The sequence below is a fragment of the Staphylococcus felis genome (genome assembly GCF_003012915.1).
In the GTDB taxonomy this organism is placed as follows: domain Bacteria; phylum Bacillota; class Bacilli; order Staphylococcales; family Staphylococcaceae; genus Staphylococcus; species Staphylococcus felis.
The window spans coordinates 2,348,549-2,370,222 of the sequence record NZ_CP027770.1; the positions used below are offsets into that span (position 1 = coordinate 2,348,549).

A 21,674-nucleotide genomic window follows, 5' to 3' on the forward strand; every position below is an offset into this window, starting at 1 on the left:
AAACTAGATAGTAAGTAACATCTCACAAGCAAACCTTGTTATGAATTTGATTAAGTCTTCGATCGATTAGTATTCGTCAGCTCCACGTATCGCTACGCTTCCACCTCGAACCTATTTACCTCATCATCTTTGAGGGATCTTATAACCGAAGTTGGGAAATCTCATCTCGAGGGGGGCTTCATGCTTAGATGCTTTCAGCACTTATCCCGTCCATACATAGCTACCCAGCTATGCCGTTGGCACGACAACTGGTACACCAGAGGTATGTCCATCCCGGTCCTCTCGTACTAAGGACAGCTCCTCTCAAATTTCCTACGCCCACGACGGATAGGGACCGAACCGTCTCACGACGTTCTGAACCCAGCTCGCGTACCGCTTTAATGGGCGAACAGCCCAACCCTTGGGACCGACTACAGCCCCAGGATGCGATGAGCCGACATCGAGGTGCCAAACCTCCCCGTCGATGTGAACTCTTGGGGGAGATAAGCCTGTTATCCCCGGGGTAGCTTTTATCCGTTGAGCGATGGCCCTTCCATGCGGAACCACCGGATCACTAAGTCCGTCTTTCGACCCTGCTCGACTTGTAGGTCTCGCAGTCAAGCTCCCTTATGCCTTTACACTCTATGAATGATTTCCAACCATTCTGAGGGAACCTTTGAGCGCCTCCGTTACACTTTAGGAGGCGACCGCCCCAGTCAAACTGCCCGCCTGACACTGTCTTCCAGCACGATAAGTGCTGCGAGTTAGAAATCCAATACAATTAGGGTAGTATCCCACCAATGCCTCCACGTAAGCTAGCGCTCACGCTTCAATGGCTCCTACCTATCCTGTACAAACTGTACCGAATTTCAATATCAGGCTACAGTAAAGCTCCACGGGGTCTTTCCGTCCTGTCGCGGGTAACCGGCATCTTCACCGGTACTATGATTTCACCGAGTCTCTCGTTGAGACAGTGCCCAAATCGTTACGCCTTTCGTGCGGGTCGGAACTTACCCGACAAGGAATTTCGCTACCTTAGGACCGTTATAGTTACGGCCGCCGTTTACTGGGGCTTCGATTCGTAGCTTCGCTGAAGCTAACCACTCCTCTTAACCTTCCAGCACCGGGCAGGCGTCAGCCCCTATACGTCACCTTACGGTTTAGCAGAGACCTGTGTTTTTGATAAACAGTCGCTTGGGCCTATTCACTGCGGCTCTTCAGAGCGTGAACCCTAAAGAGCACCCCTTCTCCCGAAGTTACGGGGTCATTTTGCCGAGTTCCTTAACGAGAGTTCGCTCGCTCACCTTAGAATTCTCATCTTGACTACCTGTGTCGGTTTGCGGTACGGGCACCAACTTTCTAGCTAGAGGCTTTTCTCGGCAGTGTGAAATCAACGACTCGAGGAAGCAATTTCCTCTCCCCATCACAGCTTGACCTTTTGAGTGCCGGATTTGCCTAACACTCAGTCTCACTGCTTGGACGTGCACTCCAACAGCACGCTTCGCCTATCCTACTGCGTCCCCCCATCGCTTAAAACGATTGTTGGTGGTACAGGAATATCAACCTGTTATCCATCGCCTACGCCTGTCGGCCTCAGCTTAGGACCCGACTAACCCAGAGCGGACGAGCCTTCCTCTGGAAACCTTAGTCAATCGGTGGACGGGATTCTCACCCGTCTTTCGCTACTCACACCGGCATTCTCACTTCTAAGCGCTCCACATGTCCTTGCGATCATGCTTCAACGCCCTTAGAACGCTCTCCTACCATTGTCCAAAGGACAATCCACAGCTTCGGTAATATGTTTAGCCCCGGTACATTTTCGGCGCAGTGTCACTCGACTAGTGAGCTATTACGCACTCTTTAAATGATGGCTGCTTCTAAGCCAACATCCTAGTTGTCTGGGCAACGCCACATCCTTTTCCACTTAACATATATTTTGGGACCTTAGCTGGTGGTCTGGGCTGTTTCCCTTTCGAACATGGACCTTATCACCCACGTTCTGACTCCCAAGTTAAATTATTTGGCATTCGGAGTTTGTCTGAATTCGGTAACCCGAGAGGGGCCCCTCGTCCAAACAGTGCTCTACCTCCAATAATCATCACTTGAGGCTAGCCCTAAAGCTATTTCGGAGAGAACCAGCTATCTCCAAGTTCGATTGGAATTTCTCCGCTACCCTCAGTTCATCCGCTCACTTTTCAACGTAAGTCGGTTCGGTCCTCCATTCAGTGTTACCTGAACTTCAACCTGACCAAGGGTAGATCACCTGGTTTCGGGTCTACGACCAAATACTCATTCGCCCTATTCAGACTCGCTTTCGCTACGGCTCCACATTTCCTGCTTAACCTTGCATCAGATCGTAACTCGCCGGTTCATTCTACAAAAGGCACGCCATCACCCCTTAACGGGCTCTGACTACTTGTAAGCACACGGTTTCAAGTTCTCTTTCACTCCCCTTCCGGGGTACTTTTCACCTTTCCCTCACGGTACTGGTTCACTATCGGTCACTAGAGAGTATTTAGCCTTAGGAGATGGTCCTCCCAGATTCCGACGGAATTTCACGTGCTCCGTCGTACTCAGGATCCACTCAAGAGAGAATCAGTTTTCGACTACAGGATTATTACCTTCTCTGATTAACCTTTCCAGGTTATTCGTCTAACTCATTCTTTTGTAACTCCATAAGAGTGTCCTACAACCCCAACAAGCAAGCTTGTTGGTTTGGGCTCTTCCCGTTTCGCTCGCCGCTACTCAGGGAATCGATTTTTCTTTCTCTTCCTCCGGGTACTAAGATGTTTCAGTTCTCCGGGTCTACCTTCTCACATGCTATGTATTCACATGCGGATAACACGACATAACTCGTGCTGGGTTCCCCCATTCGGAAATCTCTGGATCAAAGCTTACTTACAGCTCCCCAAAGCATATCGTCGTTAGTAACGTCCTTCATCGGCTTCTAGTGCCAAGGCATCCACCGTGCGCCCTTAATAACTTAATCTAGACGTGCTAATAAGCGCTCGCATTCTATCTCATTTCTTTCTTCGCTTGCTCATTTACAAGACGTAAACTTCGCTACACTCATCAAGAAATTCGCTGACTGACAAACGCTTTCATCACGTCAACGACGCAATTACATTTGTCTTGTCAATGCTTTCACACTTATCATCACCAGTTATTAATTATGTGAGTCGTCTGTTGACGACTAGCGATAATTGTTTGTTTCAAGCTTTTCGCTTGTTACTCGGTTTTGCTTGGTAAAATCTATTACTTACTTATCTAGTTTTCAATGTACAATTTAAATGGTGGAGACTAGCGGGATCGAACCGCTGACCTCCTGCGTGCAAAGCAGGCGCTCTCCCAGCTGAGCTAAGCCCCCATGTTATATTATTGCTGATGTTCAATTTAAATGGTGGGCCTAAGTGGACTCGAACCACCGACCTCACGCTTATCAGGCGTGCGCTCTAACCAGCTGAGCTATAGGCCCCTATGCTTAAAATGAGCATTCAAAACTGAATACAATATGTCACGTTAATCCGTCTATCACCTATGGTGATATTCCGTATATTATCCTTAGAAAGGAGGTGATCCAGCCGCACCTTCCGATACGGCTACCTTGTTACGACTTCACCCCAATCATTTGTCCCACCTTCGACGGCTAGCTCCAAATGGTTACTCCACCGGCTTCGGGTGTTACAAACTCTCGTGGTGTGACGGGCGGTGTGTACAAGACCCGGGAACGTATTCACCGTAGCATGCTGATCTACGATTACTAGCGATTCCAGCTTCATGTAGTCGAGTTGCAGACTACAATCCGAACTGAGAACAACTTTATGGGATTGGCTTGACCTCGCGGTTTCGCTGCCCTTTGTATTGTCCATTGTAGCACGTGTGTAGCCCAAATCATAAGGGGCATGATGATTTGACGTCATCCCCACCTTCCTCCGGTTTGTCACCGGCAGTCAGCCTAGAGTGCCCAACTTAATGATGGCAACTAAGCTTAAGGGTTGCGCTCGTTGCGGGACTTAACCCAACATCTCACGACACGAGCTGACGACAACCATGCACCACCTGTCACTTTGTCCTCCGAAGAGGAAAACTCTATCTCTAGAGCGGTCAAAGGATGTCAAGATTTGGTAAGGTTCTTCGCGTTGCTTCGAATTAAACCACATGCTCCACCGCTTGTGCGGGTCCCCGTCAATTCCTTTGAGTTTCAGTCTTGCGACCGTACTCCCCAGGCGGAGTGCTTAATGCGTTAGCTGCAGCACTAAGGGGCGGAAACCCCCTAACACTTAGCACTCATCGTTTACGGCGTGGACTACCAGGGTATCTAATCCTGTTTGATCCCCACGCTTTCGCACATCAGCGTCAGTTGCAGACCAGAAAGCCGCCTTCGCCACTGGTGTTCCTCCATATCTCTGCGCATTTCACCGCTACACATGGAATTCCACTTTCCTCTTCTGCACTCAAGTTTTCCAGTTTCCAATGACCCTCCACGGTTGAGCCGTGGGCTTTCACATCAGACTTAAAAAACCGCCTACGCGCGCTTTACGCCCAATAATTCCGGATAACGCTTGCCACCTACGTATTACCGCGGCTGCTGGCACGTAGTTAGCCGTGGCTTTCTGGTTAGGTACCGTCAAGATGTGCACAGTTACTTACACATTTGTTCTTCCCTAACAACAGAGCTTTACGATCCGAAGACCTTCATCACTCACGCGGCGTTGCTCCGTCAGACTTTCGTCCATTGCGGAAGATTCCCTACTGCTGCCTCCCGTAGGAGTCTGGACCGTGTCTCAGTTCCAGTGTGGCCGATCACCCTCTCAGGTCGGCTACGCATCGTCGCCTTGGTGAGCCGTTACCTCACCAACTAGCTAATGCGGCGCGGGTCCATCTATAAGTGACAGCAAAACCGTCTTTCACTGTTGAACCATGCGGTTCAACATATTATCCGGCATTAGCCCCGGTTTCCCGGAGTTATTCCAGTCTTATAGGTAGGTTACCCACGTGTTACTCACCCGTCCGCCGCTAACGTCAAAGGAGCAAGCTCCTCTTCAGTTCGCTCGACTTGCATGTATTAGGCACGCCGCCAGCGTTCATCCTGAGCCAGGATCAAACTCTCCATATTAGAGTATGCTTGATATAGCTCTTTGATTGTTTAAGTCAATCACTCTATCAGTACGTTAGTACTGTGTTTTATCGGAATTAACGTTGACATATTGTCATTCAGTTTTCAATGTTCATTTTTTGCCGTTACAAGTAATCATTATACTTCATTTAAAAACTTCTGTCAAGAAGTTTTTAAATCTTTTTGATTTAGTAACTTTCTTGATGTTTTGCAAATGTGTTGTTCATTTCAACATTAAATATCTTATAATGTTGAAACAAAACTTTCAAGAGTTAATTTTACACTTTTAAAACTAATTTAAAAATAATCATTTGCGATTAACATTCATCACTTCTTGTCTCAGCGACTTTTATATCTTATCAACTCATTTTACTATCGTCAATATATAATCAATCGTTTTTTTGTATAAAAATTACTTCATTAAAGAAAAGAAACACATTTATAGTTAAAAAGTATGTCAATGAATCTCTTTACTTGTTCTTAACTCTCTTAATACTCGTTTTTAAAGCTTAACTGATTAAACAAACTCCCCCCTATATTATATAGAACCTGAATAGTTCCATCGTTTATAACTCAAGATACACATTTTTTAATAGCTACTTTTCTCATTAAAAAAAGGCTAGGACATAAATATCCCGAAGTTTTCTTATAATGAGATAATTCATTCAATGATACGAAAGTGACTTTTTTAAAGGATTTTAATGTAAAATTACATGTATATCACATAGTATTGTTGGCTCGACCCATCCCCTAGGAAATGCGAGCCAAACAATGCGAATGATTGATAAAAGAAAAGCATAGAGGTGATTCAATCATGAACCATCTCTACGCTATTATTTTGGGATTGATGTCCCAGACTCTAATCTTATTGATTATTTATCATGAGTTTCTTTACATTCTTGACAGATGCCGTATATTTCCATGCGGTGGTGTGATACTTCAAAATCTGTAACGTGCTGTGCTAATTTTTCCACTTCATGTAGTAAAGGATAATGAAAATCCACTATTTTACCGCAACTTTCACAAATGACGTGATAGTGATTTTGTGTATCAAAATCAAATCGGCTAGATGCATCTCCATAACTAAGTTCTTTAACAATACCTGTATTTTTGAAAACCTTAAGATTATTGTATATCGTTGCCACACTTATATTAGGGAAATCAGGTGATAATGATTGGTATATTTCATCAGCAGTTGGATGTGTGTCCGATTTGATTAAGAAACTTAAAATCGCTTGCCTTTGAGGCGTAATACGCACACCTGCTTGGCGCAAAGTATTGATGGAATCACTCAGCATATGTTCATGCGATTCTATTTCTGCAGCCATATATTTCACCCGTCTTTCTAATTAATAATAATTCTTACTTAATAATAATATAATGCTTAAGTTCTCAAAATGTCAATGTTTAACTTAGTATCCTTTATTGATATCAACCAAATTCTCAATTAAAGGCTTTTTATTGAGAAAACTTTTGAGATTATTAATAAAAATATCTGTTGCTTTACTTTTATTATTTTCTCCATTACCAGTGATGTGACTCGTTAAATATACATTATCTATATCGTAAAGTTCTGAGTTATCATTCAATGGTTCTTTTTCAAATACATCTAAGTATGCTTTTCTAATCCATTTATTTTTTAACGCACTTACAATAGTATCTTCTTGTGTAATCGTTCCTCTACCTATATTAATAAATAATGTATGAGCATTCATCGCTTTAAAATCTTCACTTGTTAATAAGTGATATGTTTCCTTCGTTTCTGGCAAAAGGTTTACGATGATATCCGCTTCTTGATATATCGTTGCACGCTCACGCAACAAAAAGGTTTGATCAAATTGTTCGACTTTTCGGCCAGACGTATTAATTCCAATTGTTTTCATACCAAACACCTTGGCTACTTGAGCAGCTCTTTTCGCTATCACACCTGTTCCTAAAAATAAGATAACCTGATTTTCAATAGATTGTGTAGTGCGCTTCGAATTGTAAACCTGTTGTTCTTGTTCTTTATACACTTCTTTGAGTTGTTTATAATCATCCAATATGAATGCAAATAAAAACTCACTCAGTTGTTGGGCATGAACCCCTTTAGCATTTGTTACTTGAATCCCTTTTTGATTAATCAACTTAAATGGTAGTGTGTTAACACCTGTAGCATACCATGCAATCCATTTGAGATTTGGAGAAGATTCAATAAATTCTTCATCTACTTCTGCATGATATGATATCAAAACATCCATTTTTTCTTGTACTTCTCTCGATAGGACTGACGGGTGTTTATAAAATTCAAATGCTACATCTGGAAATTGTTTTCTTAACCGTTCTTCTTGATCACCTAAACGCATTAAACTTACCACTAACAATTAAGTCACCCCTCTAGTATTTCTTTTAATTGAGACATTTGCTCTTTAACCTTTACTTTTTCAATAACATCAATAACATAACCCTCTTCATCAATAACAAATGTCGTACGGACAATCCCCATTGACGTTTTGCCAAATGTTTTCTTTTCTTGATAAACTCCTACAGTATCTGATAATTGGTAATCTTCATCTACTAATAAATCAAAGTTTAAATTATGCTTTTGAGTAAAATTTTGATGCTTTCGTTTAGTATCGCCACTCACCCCGAGGACAGTTGTATTGAGCTGATTAAAATAGGATATGTTATCTCTAAAATCACATGCTTCTGTCGTACAAGTGGGTGTATTGTCTCTCGGATAAAAATAAATCACAGCTTTTCGTCCTTTTAATGATGCTTTCGTTATTTTTTCACCATTTTGGTTTTCTAATTCAAATTCTGGAAATTGATCTCCTTTTTTTAACATCATATCTCTTCCTTTCTTCATTCGCTAATAACTTTTTATTTTATGATACGATATATAATGACAATATAAAATTAAAAGAGGTTGATACACGATGAATTTTTCAGAAAGCGAAAAGCTTCAACAATTATCAAATGAATATATACTTGGAGGTGTCAATTCTCCTTCACGCTCATATAAAGCAGTTGGTGGAGGTGCTCCAGTTGTCATGAAATACGGGCAAGGTGCGTACCTTTATGATGTCGATGGCAATCAGTATATTGATTATTTACAAGCCTATGGGCCAATCATTACAGGACATGCTCACCCACATATTACAAAAGCTATTCAAGCACAAGCCTCTCTCGGTGTACTTTATGGAACACCTACAGAGTTAGAAATTCAATTTGCTCAAAAATTAAGAGCTGCTATACCATCACTTGAAAAAATGCGTTTTGTCAATTCAGGAACAGAAGCTGTGATGACAACGATTCGTGTTGCAAGAGCTTATACAGGACGTAATAAAATCATCAAATTTGCTGGCTGTTATCACGGACACTCTGACTTGGTATTAGTTGCAGCTGGTAGTGGCCCTTCACAATTAGGTTCTCCTGACTCTGCTGGCGTTCCTAAAAGTGTTGCTCAGGAAGTCATCACTGTTCCATTTAATGATATTGATTCGTTCAAAGAAGCCATGAAACATTGGGGTGATGACGTTGCTGGTGTTCTAGTCGAACCAATAGTCGGTAATTTCGGGATGGTTGAACCTAAAGAAGGTTTTTTAGAAGCAGTTAACACAATTACACATGAGTATGGCGGTTTAGTCATATATGATGAGGTTATTACAGCATTTCGTTTCCATTACGGTGGAGCTCAAGATTTACTAGGTGTTTATCCAGACTTAACTGCTTTTGGTAAAATTGTAGGCGGTGGTTTACCAATTGGAGGATACGGTGGTCGACAAGATATTATGGAACAAGTGGCTCCATTAGGCCCTGCCTATCAAGCTGGAACGATGGCTGGAAATCCCTTGTCTATGAAAGCAGGAATTGCATTATTAGAAGTTTTAGAACAAGAAGGTGTATATGAGGAATTAAACCGCTTAGGTCAAATGTTAGAAGAAGGTTTATTAAAATCTATCGAAAAATATAACATTAAAGCAACTATTAATCGTGTTTACGGTGCATTAACGGTTTACTTTACTGACGTTCATGTCACACACTACGAACAAGCTGATGCATCAGATGGAGACATGTTTGCTCGATTCTTTAAACTCATGCTCAATCAAGGGATTAACTTGGCACCTTCAAAATATGAAGCTTGGTTTTTAACAACAGAACATACTGAAAAAGATATTGAAAAAACCATTAAAGCAGCAGATTATGCATTTAGCCAACTTTAATCAACTTGAAAATTTCGATATAACGGTGTATAACTTTGTTTAAACCATTTTTTCACATAAATACAAATGATGACATAAGAAGGAGTGCAAATATTTGAAGTTAGGTGCACGTATATTAAAAACAGGGATTGCTATTATTCTCGCTGTTTCGATTGCTTCATTGCTACCTATTGATGCAGGTATGGTCACAGTCGCCGGAATCGCTGCTGTTGTTGCCATGCAGCCGAGTGTTTATAGAACATTTAAAACGATTGTTGATCAGTTTCAAGGTAATGTAATTGGGGCATTACTTGCTGTTGCCATGGTTACAGTATTCGGCAATCATATTCTCATTATGGGGGCAACTGTCATACTACTGATTGCCTTATTATTTAAAATGAATATTGCTCATGTTGCTACACTTGCAACAGTGACAGCACTAGTCATCATGGGACAACATGACGGTTCATTTTACATTTCAGCTTTTTATCGATTTTCACTAGTGATGATTGGTGTACTCAGTTCCTTTATCGTTAATTTGACGTTCTTGCCACCCAAATTTGAAACAAAAATTTATTATAACTCACTCAATATCTCAACTGATATTTTCAAATGGTTCAATCTTGTTTTAAATGATGCAACCGAGTTTAATTATGTCAAAAATGACTTGGAAAATTTAAGACAGCGTATTGTGAAGCTAGAACAGTTGCTTGAATTTTATAAAGAAGAACGGACATTAACAAAAAAACAAGTTTTCGCTCAAACACGAAAAAAAATCCTATTTAAAGAGATTGTTTTATCAACACGAGATGCATATGATGTTTTAAGGCGGATGAATCGATACCATAACAGTATGATTAATATGAGCGATGCATTTATATTACAATTAAAGCTCGAAGTGGACGAACTAGTGCAATTTCATGAACAAATTTTAATTAGTATTACTAAAAAAGCAAAGTTTTATAATAATGAAGAAACTCACACGATTGTTAATCCTTTAAAAAAAGATATTCTTATTGCTTTCAAAGAAGAACTTGCACACCAACACGATGAAAATGAAACATCTTATGCGAATGTCATGCATATTATTTCATCATTAGAAGAATACCGTTATAATTTAGAACATCTTAATCGTTTAAGACTCAGTTACTTCAAATATCACTCTACCGATCCAGACATAGAAATTATTGAAGAAGATTTTGATTTATAATTTAGTTAAATTGATACTCTGAATTTGCGACTTATGTTAACTTAAAGTATTAAGAGTATGGGTCATCAATCCCAAAATAATAGCGTAGAGATGGTTCAATGATTGAATCACCTCTACGCTTTTTCTTTATCAATCATTCGTATTGATTGGCTCGCATTTCCTAGGGGGATGGGTCGAGCCGCAGTCTCGACGCTCATCCTATTCCCTCAGGAGTCTCGCCAACAACACTACGTGATATACATGTAATTTTACATCAAAATACTTTAAAAAAGACATTTTCGTATCATTGAATGAATTATCTCATTATAAGAAAACTTCGAGATATTTATGTCCCATCTTGTTTCTATATTTATTCAATCAAATTAAGTTGATATTGTCGTACAGATTGAATGTGCCCATGTTTCTGTTTTAGCGTTACATGCTCAGGCCCAATTTCAGTTGGACTATTCACCCCCACTGCACTGGCAATATTAAACAAACCTTCATGAAGACTCGTGATATAGTTTGTGACCCGATATTGTTTTTCCTCAATCACTAATGCTTTTTCTTTTTTAGGATCTGTTGTCGCTACGCCTACTGGACATGTGTTTTTATGGCATTGACGACTCATTATGCATCCGACGCTAATCATCATAGCTCGTGCAACATTGACTAAGTCTGCTCCTAATGCAAGTGCTATTGCAATTTTATCTGGCGTCACTAACTTACCTGATGCAAAAATTTTGATACGTTGGCGAATGCCATGCTGCTTTAAAATACCGTCGACAATCGGTAATGCCGTAAACAATGGCAAACCTACACCATCTTGCAATTCTTGAAATGAAGCTCCGGTGCCACCTTCTCCTCCATCAACAGTAATAAAATCTGGATATACATTTAATGTTTTCATCGTTTCAACTAATTTGTGAATATCTGATTTTTGACCAACTACTATTTTAAATCCGACTGGTTTTTGACTCAATTGACGTAATGAATCAATCCACAATAATAAATCTTCGGCATTATTAATAAATTCAAAACGATTCGGTGAGTCAATTGTTTGATAAGGTGTGACATTTCGCATTTTAGCGACTTCTTCTGTGACTTTGTGACCTTCGATATGTCCCCCTCTCGTCTTGGCACCTTGCGCTAATTTAATCTCAAACGCTTTAATGCGTTCATTCCGCGCTTTTTCCATAAATAGGGCTTCACTAAAATGACCTTCAAGATTACGAACACCAAATAAACCCGGACCGATTTGAAAAATAATATCAGCCTCTCCAGCAAGATGATGCGGTGATAATCCACCTTCTCCCGTGTTCATCCAAGTTCCAGCTCTACCAAGTCCTTTAGATAATGCGGTAATTGCGTTACGCCCTAATGAACCATAACTCATTCCAGACTGGCCAACCAGACGCTTAGCATAGTATGGATATCTGATGTCTTCTCCAATTTTAACGTAATGCTCTTCTTTTAACATAAAAGGCTCGATTTCTTTTTTTATTAATGATTCTTTTCTATTGAATAAACTTTCTTGTTTAATTTTGTATATAAACGTTGAAATCAATTGTTGATTATCTATATGTAAATCACGTTTTTGAACAGGAAACATTGTATTATTAATCAAAAAGCCTTCTTCGTAATTTTTCTCAGTCCCAAAACTATCAGAACGACTATTATATTTACCAGCTATGACAATATGACGATACTGATCTCGTGTAAATGGTTTATCTTCATTATCATTTAAAAATAAATATTGACGCAGTTCTGGACCGATATGCTCTAAAAAATAACGTATTCTCGCTAAAACTGGATAATTCCTTAAAACACTGTGTTGCTTTTGCCTTTTGTCGAAAATTAAAAATGTAATCACTGTGACTAATAGTATCAAAATCGCACTTACTATGAGTATGTTCACAAACAATTGTAATACTGTTAAAAATTGCATCCCTATCCCCCCTTTTGACTTCTTATCTCTAATAGTATATCTCTTAATAGCTTCTGCCAAACTTTTAATACACAAAAATAGAAGTGAGCTAGAATGTGAAAGCGGCTTTCAAACTAAGGTGACATCACCTTACATTGCTATAACTTTCCAATCATTCATTAACTCACTTCAATGATATTAATTCAACTTTTGAATATTATAGAGTCTATGATATGCACCCTTTTGACGCATGAGTGATTCGTGATTCCCCTCTTCAACGATATTACCATTTTCAACTACAATAATTTTATCTGCATGTGTAATAGTTGAAAGTCGATGTGCCACTATTAAAGTTGTTCGATCATGACTTAATGTCTCTAATGCTTCTTGTATAATTGCCTCACTTTCTAAATCAAGCGCACTGGTAGCTTCGTCTAATATCAGTATAGGTGGATTATTTAGGAAAATTCGCGCTATTGACAGTCGCTGTTTTTGACCACCCGATAATTTAACGCCTCTTTCTCCAACTTCTGTATCATACCCGTTTGGTAAATTCATAATAAAATCGTGTGCGTTTGCCATTTTCGCAGCTTCCATTACTTCTTCAAATGTTGCATCAGGTCGTCCTAGCAAAATATTCTCTTTAACAGTATCTGAAAATAAGATATTGTCCTGTTGAACCATACCAATTTGACGGCGTAAACTAGAGGTTTCAAATGATTTGATGTTGTGACCATCGATTGTAATAGCGCCTTGAGTTACATCATAAAAACGTGGAATGAGACTAATTAAAGTTGACTTTCCTCCACCACTCATCCCGACAAAGGCAACAGTTTCACCATGATTTACTTTAAGATTAATATGTTGTAATACATCTTTTTCTTCCTTATTGTAGCGGAATGATACATCACGGAACTGAATATTCCCATTTTTAATATTTATAGGTTGAGCACCTTCGATATTTTTAATATCGTATGGCTCATCAAACAACTGAAAAACACGATCCATAGATGCAAAACTTTGCGTTAACGTTGTAAATGAGGAGACTAACCGTCTTAGTGGTCCGTACAACTGCTCTAAGTAACTTACAAAAGCAGCGAGTGTCCCAACTGTAATAGAACCATTAATTGCTAAGGATGCACCATATCCGATTACAATGAGTGGTCCAATGTCGGTTACCGTGTTTATCGCTGAAAATGAATATGCATTCCAACGCGTATGTTTAAACGCCTTATTAAGAAAGTTTCTGTTACGGATATCAAAGTTTCGGGCTTCATTATCTTCAATCGCAAAACTTTTAATAACTAACATACCATTGACCCGTTCATGCAAAAAGCCTTGTGTTTCGGCTAATTTTTGTGAACGTTGTCGTGTAATGGCTCTTAATCTTCCAAAAAAGAAATATACTGTCAAAATATAAAACGGCAAAATTATAATTGCAGCAACTGTTAATTGTACATCTAAAAAAAGCATAACCGACAGCGCAATGATAATGGTGATACAGTCTAGCCATATATTCATGAGCCCTGTCATTATAAAATCCTTCGTTTGCTCAACATCATTGATGACACGTGAAATAATTTCTCCAGCTTTATTATTTGCATAAAACCTTGAACTTAATGCTTGCAGGTGGTGATATAACTTTTTTCGTATATCATATAAAATTTGATTACTTGTCCACTGCGCCATGTATTGACGTAAGAATTCAATAGGTGGACGCAAAATCACAAAAATAAATGCAGCAATCAACATTGCTATCAGTAGATGATTCATTTTATCGTTAATACTCATCGCACCATTATTAATCACATCATCGATAACGTATTTGATTAATAATGGTATGAGTAGTGGTATACCAAATTTAAGGATACCTACAATAATTGTTCCAAAAATCAACCATTTATATGGTTTAACAAATTCTAGGTAACGTTTAATCATGTTCTTATAATCCCCCAGTCATACATCGACAATCGTTAAACACCAAAATACAGAGCGGAACTGAAATCAAAACATTTTTGTTTGAATTCATGGTTCCGCTCTTAGTAGCCCTATCTAGTTGTGAAATATTGGCATCTCATTGCACAGTTTATATGCCAAAATAAATTATTTAGTTCTTAGTTTATGGAAGCGATCGCGCCATACTTTGATGAAATCTGGTGCAAATGGTCCCTTTTTTTGCTCTATCCACTGTTGAAGGATATCTACACTTCTTCTTAAAATTAAATCTATGTCTTTAGGATAGTTCATTTGATTCATATGTTGTACATATTCATCTTCATCTAATAAATGATACTTCCCGTTCGGATATACTTTGATATCCAAATCATAGTCAATATACTTTAATGCTTCTTCATCACAAGCAAATGGTGAAGACAAGTTACAATAATAATAAACACCATCTTCGCGAAACATACAGATGACATTAAACCAATATTGTGAATGAAAATACACAATTGCAGGCTCGCGTGTTATCCACGTACGTCCATCGCTTTCAGTGACGAGTGTATGATCATTGCCTCCAATAATCACGTCTTCAGTACCTTTTAATATTAACGTTTCAGACCAAACACGATGAATATTTCCGTCATGCTTATAGGACTGAATTTTAATCGACTGTCCTTCTTTAGGAATGCACGATTTAACCACTTGTCACACCACCTTTTATATTTTCACCTGATTATTATAGCATACTACTTTACAACACTTAATTATAACGCTTATTGAATAGCATTGAATATCTTTGTCATAGGCACCGGAAACGTCAATGCTTGTTTTTCATCAAGTGACATCAAACGATATTGATTTGGCAACTGCTTTAGATCATCGTTGGATAACGTCGCAATATGCACTTTTAAATTCCAAGTCATATGTGTAAATTGATGCTTAAGTCGGTATATATTTTCACGCTCTATTTTAAAGGAATTACCTAATCTTTTTTTTACTGTATCGATGCCGTCACTCTTATTAAATAATGGAAACTGCCACATCCCATTTAATAGTCGTTCTTGGCGTTTTTCAATTAAGTAGTCTCCACTATCACCTTGTATAATATAAACATCCATATCTAACGATGCTTTTTTCATTTTTTTAGTTTTGACTGGTAGCTCTAAAACCGTACCTTCATGATATGCCTCACAATGAACTTGTACTGGACAGAATAAACAAAGGGGGGCTTTAGGTGTACAAATCAATGCACCTAATTCCATCATCGCTTGATTAAACGTTCCTGAATGCATCTTGACATACGGTTTGAGTTGTAGTTCGTAAGTTTTTCGGGTTTGTGGTAGTGCAGTATCAAGCCGGTCATTATTTAATCTAGACCATACCCGAAATACATTACCGTCAACAGTAGGAAGTGGTGTATCAAATGCAATACTTAAAACAGCCGCTTGTGTATATGGACCGACACCTTTGAGCGCTTTAAATTGTTGTGGGTCTTTTGGAATGACACCGCCGTAATGATTCACAACCTCTTTCGCAGCAATATGAAAATTTCGCGCTCGACTGTAATAGCCTAAGCCTTCCCAATATTTGAGCACTTCATCTTCTTGTGCCTCTGCCAATGACATAATATGAGGAAATCGATCCATAAAACGCTTATAATAATCTCTTACCGTATCAACTTGTGTTTGTTGAAGCATGACTTCGCTTACCCAAATCGCATAAGGGTCCGATGTTTCTCTCCACGGCATCTGACGTTGATTTTCATCAAACCAATCAATTAAATTTTCTTTAAAAGCTTCTTGTTTAAACATTCTAAATCTCCTTGCATAATAGCTAAATCATTTTGTTCATATCCATTTTAGCTTATAATGAATTTAAGTATTTTTTGAAAAGAGTGAGTAATATGGACACAGCTACACATATCGCAATAGGCGTGGGTCTCACTGCATTAGCTACGACTGACCCAGCGCTCTCACAAAACATGACAGCAAGTGCAACTGTTTTAATTGCAGGTTCATTGATTCCCGATATTGATACTGTACTAAAATTAAAAAATAATGCAACATATATCACTAATCATCGAGGCATTACACATTCAATACCTTTTACTTTGTTTTGGCCTCTCTTAATTACATTATTAACTTATGTTTTCTTCCAATCCGTCAATCCTTTTCATATATGGATTTGGGCACAATTGGCTGTTTTTTTACATGTTTTTGTAGATATATTCAATTCATATGGAACCCAAGCGTTACGCCCCATCTCTAATAAATGGATTCAACTGAGTGTGATTAACACATTTGATCCCATTATCTTTTTGCTTTTATTAATCGGCATTGCCGTGTGGTCATTAGGCATTCATCCATATATTGTTTTTCTACCATTAACATGTATACTTATTTTGTATTACATCCTACGTTTCCAAATGCGTAATTGGTTGAAAAAACAAGCTTTAAATCAAGTTCAGCATCTTGGGAAACCTATCAAAGTTTTTGTAGCCCCCACTATTCGTTTTATGCAGTGGCGTATCGCTATTCAAACTGAAGAATATGATTATGTTGGACGTAGTTTTGGTCGTAATATTGTTTTTAGTGATAAAGTAAAGCGGCAACCTTATCCAAATGAAGATATTATGAGATATGCGAAAAATGACCCGAATGTCCGTGCATTTTTAAATTTCTCATCCATTTATCGTTGGCATATTCGACACGACAGCAATGAGTTAACTGAATTAAGATTTATCGATTTAAGATATTTAAAAAATGGGCATTATCAATTTGTTGCGATCGTTCATCTTGATGAAGAGATGAAAGTCTTACATTCATATACAGGATGGGTGTTTAGCGAAGATAAGCTGATGAAAAAATTGTATGCGCATTAATTTGAAATTACAAAAAGCTAGAAGTTGAGCAATAGGCAAATAAACCTATTTGTTTTACTTCTAGCTTTTTTAATAAGTTAATCATACGTCCTATTGATTATCTTTATGGTGGACACCATGCTCATTCGGACGAAGTTGTGATACATAGTCTTTCAATGCAAAACAAAACACCACCATAAGTCCCATAAAACTATAAAAATAAAAATGATAACTCATGTGATTTAATGCATCATGCCCAACAATAACAGACTGTTGCATCCCATTAACTAAATAATAAACTGGATTCATCATCAAAATATGTGTCAGAATTGTATTGGAAACATTTGGAATATACACTATTGGCGCGAGTAAAAAGAGCAAAATTGTTACGAGCACATATAAACGATGTAGTTTTGAATACAATACATACACCATTCCGAGTAAAAATGAAAATGTAAGTATAAAAACAAAACTCATCAAACTGTAATACAACACGCCCCATATCGAAGTATCAGTATTGACAGGTTTTAACAATGAGAAAGTAAACATCAATAAAAGTAAAATCACACTATAAACAGCGCTCGATATTAAATGATATAAAAATGGACTTACATTATAATGACGGGTCACATAAAAATCTCTAGGATAAAAGCGATAGTTAATATATATCGCAATCCAAATCATTGCAAATGTAAAAAGCCCAACAAGTCTGTACTCAATCGCTGCTTGTTTTACATCAAGTGTTCCCATGATTTTAAACATCAGTACACATAATAGAATCAATGCAATACCAATACTAAATGTCAAAATGATCCATTTTTTTTGCATCCTTAATCGATAGATGCTATGTCGAATTAATTCGGGTATACTTTTGAAAAAGTTTATCATTCGTTCTATCAATTTGCTCACCTACAATTCTATGTACAACCATTGAGATTGTTTCATATCCGCAATAAAGTATCCACGCTCTGTTTTTACAATCCAATAATTTTCTTCAATATTAAATTTATCTTTTAATTTTTCTTTATTGTTTATTGGAAATGTATAGCCTTTAAGCTTATTTTGATCATCAAAAATCATAGCAATGGGTTGTTCAATAATCGTCTCTACAAATCGATTTTTCTTCTTAGGCACTAGCTTTTCATTAACATCAGAATGTTTATGCTGTAATTCTCCATTAAAGTAATCAATAGAGCTCATATAGTTATTATTTAAATAAGGTTCCAATTCACTGCGGTCAACTGTTTGATACAATGCAGCTGGATCGAAATAATTTAAGTCTTCTTTTCGTACTGTGTAACTTTTATCGTTTAGACTTACTTGGTAACGTGTCTTATTCTCACCAGTGATTGTTAAAAAGCTATACTTTGGAACATTGATATCTTTGTATGATGCGTGTGATGCGCTTACCTTTGCATTGTGGTTCGTTACAATACCATATGCTAACTTATCAATATACGGATCCTTTGATTGTTGAGCAAGTGTATTCGCTGTATTTTGACTCGGTTCAATTTTTCCAATATTATTAAAGATTAATATACCAAAAATCAACATACCTGTAATAAATACTGCCGTTAATGTCCAAATACGCGTTAAAAATGCAGGAGGTTGCGCATGGTGATATCGCTCAATCCGTTTAAAGTTGTACGTCAATTCAGGCATTTTTGAACGATTTCTCTTCCAATCTTCATCAAATTGCGCTTTCTCTTCTTCAGTTTTCAGTGTAGCACGATCTTTTTCATGTACGGTAAAAGCAGGTATGACATGTTTGACATAACCTTCTTTTCTTAATTGACCATGCGATATCCAAGCGACATAATTACTTACCGCTTCAATCCGTTCAACATGGTTATCAATTGCAATCCATGTTAAAGCTTGATTAACGTATTCAGACGCCATTATCTTAGCTTTTTCAAAAAATGAATCGTCCAAATAACTTAAAATATGACTTAATATCACGATATCTGCTTGGGATGAGCGAGCGAGACTAAATAAAAGATGTGCATATTGCGTATCGGTTAACTGATTTATCGTACTCTTTTCATATCCATCTAAATGGGCATACTTTAAAATTTGAATCGCTTTATGTTCAGGCACATCATATGTATATAACTGCATTACATCATTAATATAGTCGATCACTTTAATGTGCTCAACTGTTTTTTGGTTCATATTAGCATAAAATAACGAGCCTAACCGTACAACACGCCCCTTGTCAGGTTGAACAGTCCCAGCCAAAATCTCACCGACTAATGACTTTGACGACTCTGGCTCTCCTATGATACCAAGTGCTTCTCCTTGATAAATATGCAAAGTGATATTGTTTAATTCGATATCCTCAGGTTGATAGCTAAAAGGTTTAAGGACATTTTGTTTTTTTTGATTTCGATAATAATGAGTAACATTAATCATCTTTAATACGATAGCACTGCCCATTTGACTATCCCCCTTATATTTTTAATAATGACACGGGTATTCCCTCTTCTGTTGCCCTCTGACTTGAGCGATATCCCCAAGCAAACACACCTTTCAATCGTTCTACTTGAAAACGATCATGAGTGCCATCTTGTAATTGATAACTTTTGCCAAGTTCAATTGCAGACAAATCAACTAAGTAACTTTCTGCAATCACGACTTTATTTTGATAAACGTCGTATTCATTCATAATACCGTTCATCTCAGCTTTACGCATTTTTTCTTTATAAGTTTGTATCTCATGCAAAATTTCGTGTCGTTCCATCTCACTTAAACGTTTCTTATTCATCCTCAATACCACTTTCTGCTAATTTTCGTTTAATATCATCAAACGCATAGCCTTTTCTAAGCAATGCATCTGTCGTTTTTTGTATTAACTGAAATCCATCAAACTTCTTCTGGTATTTATTATAGACTTTCTCTAAATCTCGTTGCAATAAATTATCCACAAACTCTGGATTTTGATTAAAATCAAGTTCTTGTATTACAGATTCAATGGTTTCAAAATGATAGCCCTTTTGAAGAAGTGCTTGATAGACTTTTTGTTTAACTTTTACAGCCGGTCCCTTTTTTTGATTTGCAATTTTTCGTGCCACTTTCACAACATGTTGAAAAGGCTGTTCTACTACATATGACTGAACGGCTTTTTCAATGATTTGTTTGTCTATTCCAGCTTTAACTAGTTTTTGTCTATATATTTCAGGACCTTTATCAGTTGTATGAATCATCGTATTTTTAAGGCTTTCAGCATAATCATTATCGTCAATGAGTTGATGTTTATCACAATAATGCAAAGCAGAAGAAATCACTGTAGAGGCATATCCTTTTTGCTCAAGATGATGTTCTATTTCATGACCTGAACGTTTGCGATACGATAAAAATTGAATTGCTTCATTAATTGCGTGTTGTTCATACTCTTTCAGTTCAATTTCTTGTATCTTACTTTTGTCAATACAGTCTCCCTTTTTCAAATTAAAATGGACGAGTGTATCTATTGAGATTCCCATTGCAAACTGTTCATCTATATAAATATTAAAACGTTCAGTATGATTCTTTTGAACTTCTATTTTAGTAATGTTTGGCAAAATATCATCCCTTCTCATAAGAAAAACTGGAAGGTCCCATTGTGCACTTCCAGTCTTACTATATATATTCATTATGCCATAAATACGCTCTATGCTCCAAGTTGTTGTAATGCTTCTATATATTGAGATTCAGAGATATAGTTTTGTTGTTTCATTTTTTCGAGCGTCATTTTTGTTCGATTAATAAATGATGGCGACATATTGTTAACATCATAAGCTGATGGTGCATTCACTTTACTTGCTAATATTGCACTTTGTAAAACAGTAATCTGTGGTAGATTGGAGCTAGTCGTATCAACCGTTGTACCGAAATAATAATCAGCAGCGGACTCAATCGTATAGTTATGATTACCATAAAAAATGTTATTTAAATAATAACTCAAAATATGTTCCTTGTCATATTCTTTTTCAACTCGTTTTGCTACAAATATTTCTTTTAATTTTCTCGTAATCGTCTGCTGGTTATCATAATAAAAATTTTTGACCAATTGTTGTGTTATGGTACTTCCACCTTGTAAATTTTCCCGATCCCTTACAGATGAAAAAATAGCTCTTAAACTCCCTTTATAATCAACACCATTGTGTTTATAAAATCGCTTATCTTCTACTGCAATAAACGCCCCTACAGTGTAGTTAGGCATTGCGTTCGATGAAACGTAACTTTCCTTTTGCTCAATTGTTGCTAACTGACTCACATCTGCTTTTTCAGACAACACATACATGATTCCAGTAAAGATTAATAATAGTATGATTATACTTAAAATAACCGTTCTAAAAATACGCTTTGGTTTTTGTTTTTTCGGTGGTTGACCCACTGGTCTATAATACGTATTATAATGCGGTTCATTCACTGGTTCAGTATAGTGATGTGTTCGGTCGGATCTTTTCATGATATGTTGACCTACTTTCTCATTA

General features: G+C 37.6%; 15 protein-coding genes, 2 tRNA genes and 2 rRNA genes. 3 read left to right on the top strand and 16 right to left on the bottom strand.

The features are described 5' to 3' along the window. Positions 1 to 46 precede the first annotated feature (46 nt). The 7 genes from C7J90_RS11225 to bcp form a co-directional block, all read right to left on the bottom strand. Positions 47 to 2,968: ribosomal RNA gene (locus tag C7J90_RS11225) — 23S ribosomal RNA — on the bottom strand. A gap of 302 nt (positions 2,969 to 3,270) precedes the next feature. After that, positions 3,271 to 3,346 (bottom strand) — tRNA-Ala (locus C7J90_RS11230). Positions 3,347 to 3,377: 31 nt separating this feature from the next. Further along, positions 3,378 to 3,454: transfer RNA gene (locus C7J90_RS11235), tRNA-Ile, on the bottom strand. Between the two features lie 90 nt (positions 3,455 to 3,544). Then, a 16S ribosomal RNA gene (locus tag C7J90_RS11240) occupies positions 3,545 to 5,095 on the bottom strand. Together the 16S and 23S rRNA genes with 2 tRNA genes alongside form the textbook arrangement of a ribosomal RNA operon. An 872-nt stretch (positions 5,096 to 5,967) precedes the next feature. Continuing rightward, the gene (perR, locus tag C7J90_RS11245) at positions 5,968 to 6,423 is read right to left on the bottom strand and encodes a peroxide-responsive transcriptional repressor PerR (RefSeq protein ID WP_103207653.1); all 456 of its coding nucleotides are present in this window, start codon (positions 6,421 to 6,423) and stop codon (positions 5,968 to 5,970) included. Positions 6,424 to 6,507: 84 nt separating this feature from the next. Next, complete coding sequence (locus C7J90_RS11250) at positions 6,508 to 7,458, bottom strand: phosphoglycerate dehydrogenase (RefSeq protein WP_103207652.1); 951 nt, start codon at positions 7,456 to 7,458, stop codon at positions 6,508 to 6,510. Between the two features lie 5 nt (positions 7,459 to 7,463). Further along, positions 7,464 to 7,922, bottom strand: coding sequence for a thioredoxin-dependent thiol peroxidase (gene bcp / locus C7J90_RS11255; RefSeq protein ID WP_103207650.1), 459 nt, complete (start codon positions 7,920 to 7,922; stop codon positions 7,464 to 7,466). A gap of 91 nt (positions 7,923 to 8,013) precedes the next feature. Between bcp and C7J90_RS11260 the strand changes: the two genes are divergently transcribed. Together C7J90_RS11260 and C7J90_RS11265 are read left to right on the top strand one after the other, a co-directional pair. Then, positions 8,014 to 9,300, top strand: coding sequence for a glutamate-1-semialdehyde 2,1-aminomutase (locus C7J90_RS11260; RefSeq protein ID WP_103207648.1), 1,287 nt, complete (start codon positions 8,014 to 8,016; stop codon positions 9,298 to 9,300). 94 nt (positions 9,301 to 9,394) lie between these two features. Then, positions 9,395 to 10,489: an FUSC family protein gene (locus tag C7J90_RS11265; RefSeq protein WP_103207646.1), complete on the top strand. Its 1,095-nt coding sequence runs from the start codon at positions 9,395 to 9,397 to the stop codon at positions 10,487 to 10,489. A gap of 349 nt (positions 10,490 to 10,838) precedes the next feature. Here the strand turns inward: C7J90_RS11265 and C7J90_RS11270 are convergent, their stop codons facing one another. The 4 genes from C7J90_RS11270 to mutY form a co-directional block, all read right to left on the bottom strand. Next, complete coding sequence (locus C7J90_RS11270; protein ID WP_103207644.1) at positions 10,839 to 12,416, bottom strand: FMN-binding glutamate synthase family protein; 1,578 nt, start codon at positions 12,414 to 12,416, stop codon at positions 10,839 to 10,841. A gap of 177 nt (positions 12,417 to 12,593) precedes the next feature. Beyond that, on the bottom strand, positions 12,594 to 14,333 hold the full coding sequence (locus C7J90_RS11275) for an ABC transporter ATP-binding protein (protein WP_103207642.1): 1,740 nt from the start codon (positions 14,331 to 14,333) through the stop codon (positions 12,594 to 12,596). A gap of 165 nt (positions 14,334 to 14,498) precedes the next feature. After that, a complete protein-coding gene (gene ntdP, locus C7J90_RS11280; RefSeq protein WP_103207640.1) occupies positions 14,499 to 15,041 on the bottom strand; it encodes a nucleoside tri-diphosphate phosphatase in 543 nt (180 codons plus the stop codon). Between the two features lie 71 nt (positions 15,042 to 15,112). Beyond that, on the bottom strand, positions 15,113 to 16,150 hold the full coding sequence (gene mutY, locus C7J90_RS11285; protein WP_103207638.1) for an A/G-specific adenine glycosylase: 1,038 nt from the start codon (positions 16,148 to 16,150) through the stop codon (positions 15,113 to 15,115). Positions 16,151 to 16,242: 92 nt separating this feature from the next. On the opposite strand from mutY, the gene C7J90_RS11290 reads away from it, so the two are divergent. Beyond that, positions 16,243 to 17,220 (top strand): metal-dependent hydrolase, encoded by a 978-nt coding sequence (locus C7J90_RS11290; protein WP_103207636.1) that lies wholly within the window; start codon positions 16,243 to 16,245, stop codon positions 17,218 to 17,220. Positions 17,221 to 17,310: 90 nt separating this feature from the next. Here C7J90_RS11290 and C7J90_RS11295 read toward each other — a convergent pair whose 3' ends face one another. The 5 genes from C7J90_RS11295 to sgtB all read right to left on the bottom strand — a co-directional run bounded on the left by C7J90_RS11295 (position 17,311) and on the right by sgtB (position 21,649). Next, the gene (locus C7J90_RS11295) at positions 17,311 to 18,027 is read right to left on the bottom strand and encodes a teichoic acid translocation permease (RefSeq protein WP_238615229.1); all 717 of its coding nucleotides are present in this window, start codon (positions 18,025 to 18,027) and stop codon (positions 17,311 to 17,313) included. Positions 18,028 to 18,108: 81 nt separating this feature from the next. Then, positions 18,109 to 19,635, bottom strand: a complete 1,527-nt coding sequence (locus C7J90_RS11300) for an ATP-binding cassette domain-containing protein (protein ID WP_103207633.1) — start codon at positions 19,633 to 19,635, stop codon at positions 18,109 to 18,111. Between the two features lie 13 nt (positions 19,636 to 19,648). Further along, on the bottom strand, positions 19,649 to 19,963 hold the full coding sequence (locus C7J90_RS11305) for a YfhH family protein (protein ID WP_103207631.1): 315 nt from the start codon (positions 19,961 to 19,963) through the stop codon (positions 19,649 to 19,651). Continuing rightward, the gene (gene recX / locus C7J90_RS11310; protein WP_103207629.1) at positions 19,956 to 20,759 is read right to left on the bottom strand and encodes a recombination regulator RecX; all 804 of its coding nucleotides are present in this window, start codon (positions 20,757 to 20,759) and stop codon (positions 19,956 to 19,958) included. Before recX ends, C7J90_RS11305 begins: the two co-directional genes overlap by 8 nt. Before the next feature lie 89 nt (positions 20,760 to 20,848). After that, complete coding sequence (gene sgtB / locus C7J90_RS11315) at positions 20,849 to 21,649, bottom strand: monofunctional peptidoglycan glycosyltransferase SgtB (RefSeq protein WP_103207627.1); 801 nt, start codon at positions 21,647 to 21,649, stop codon at positions 20,849 to 20,851. Between the last annotated feature and the right edge of the window lie 25 nt (positions 21,650 to 21,674).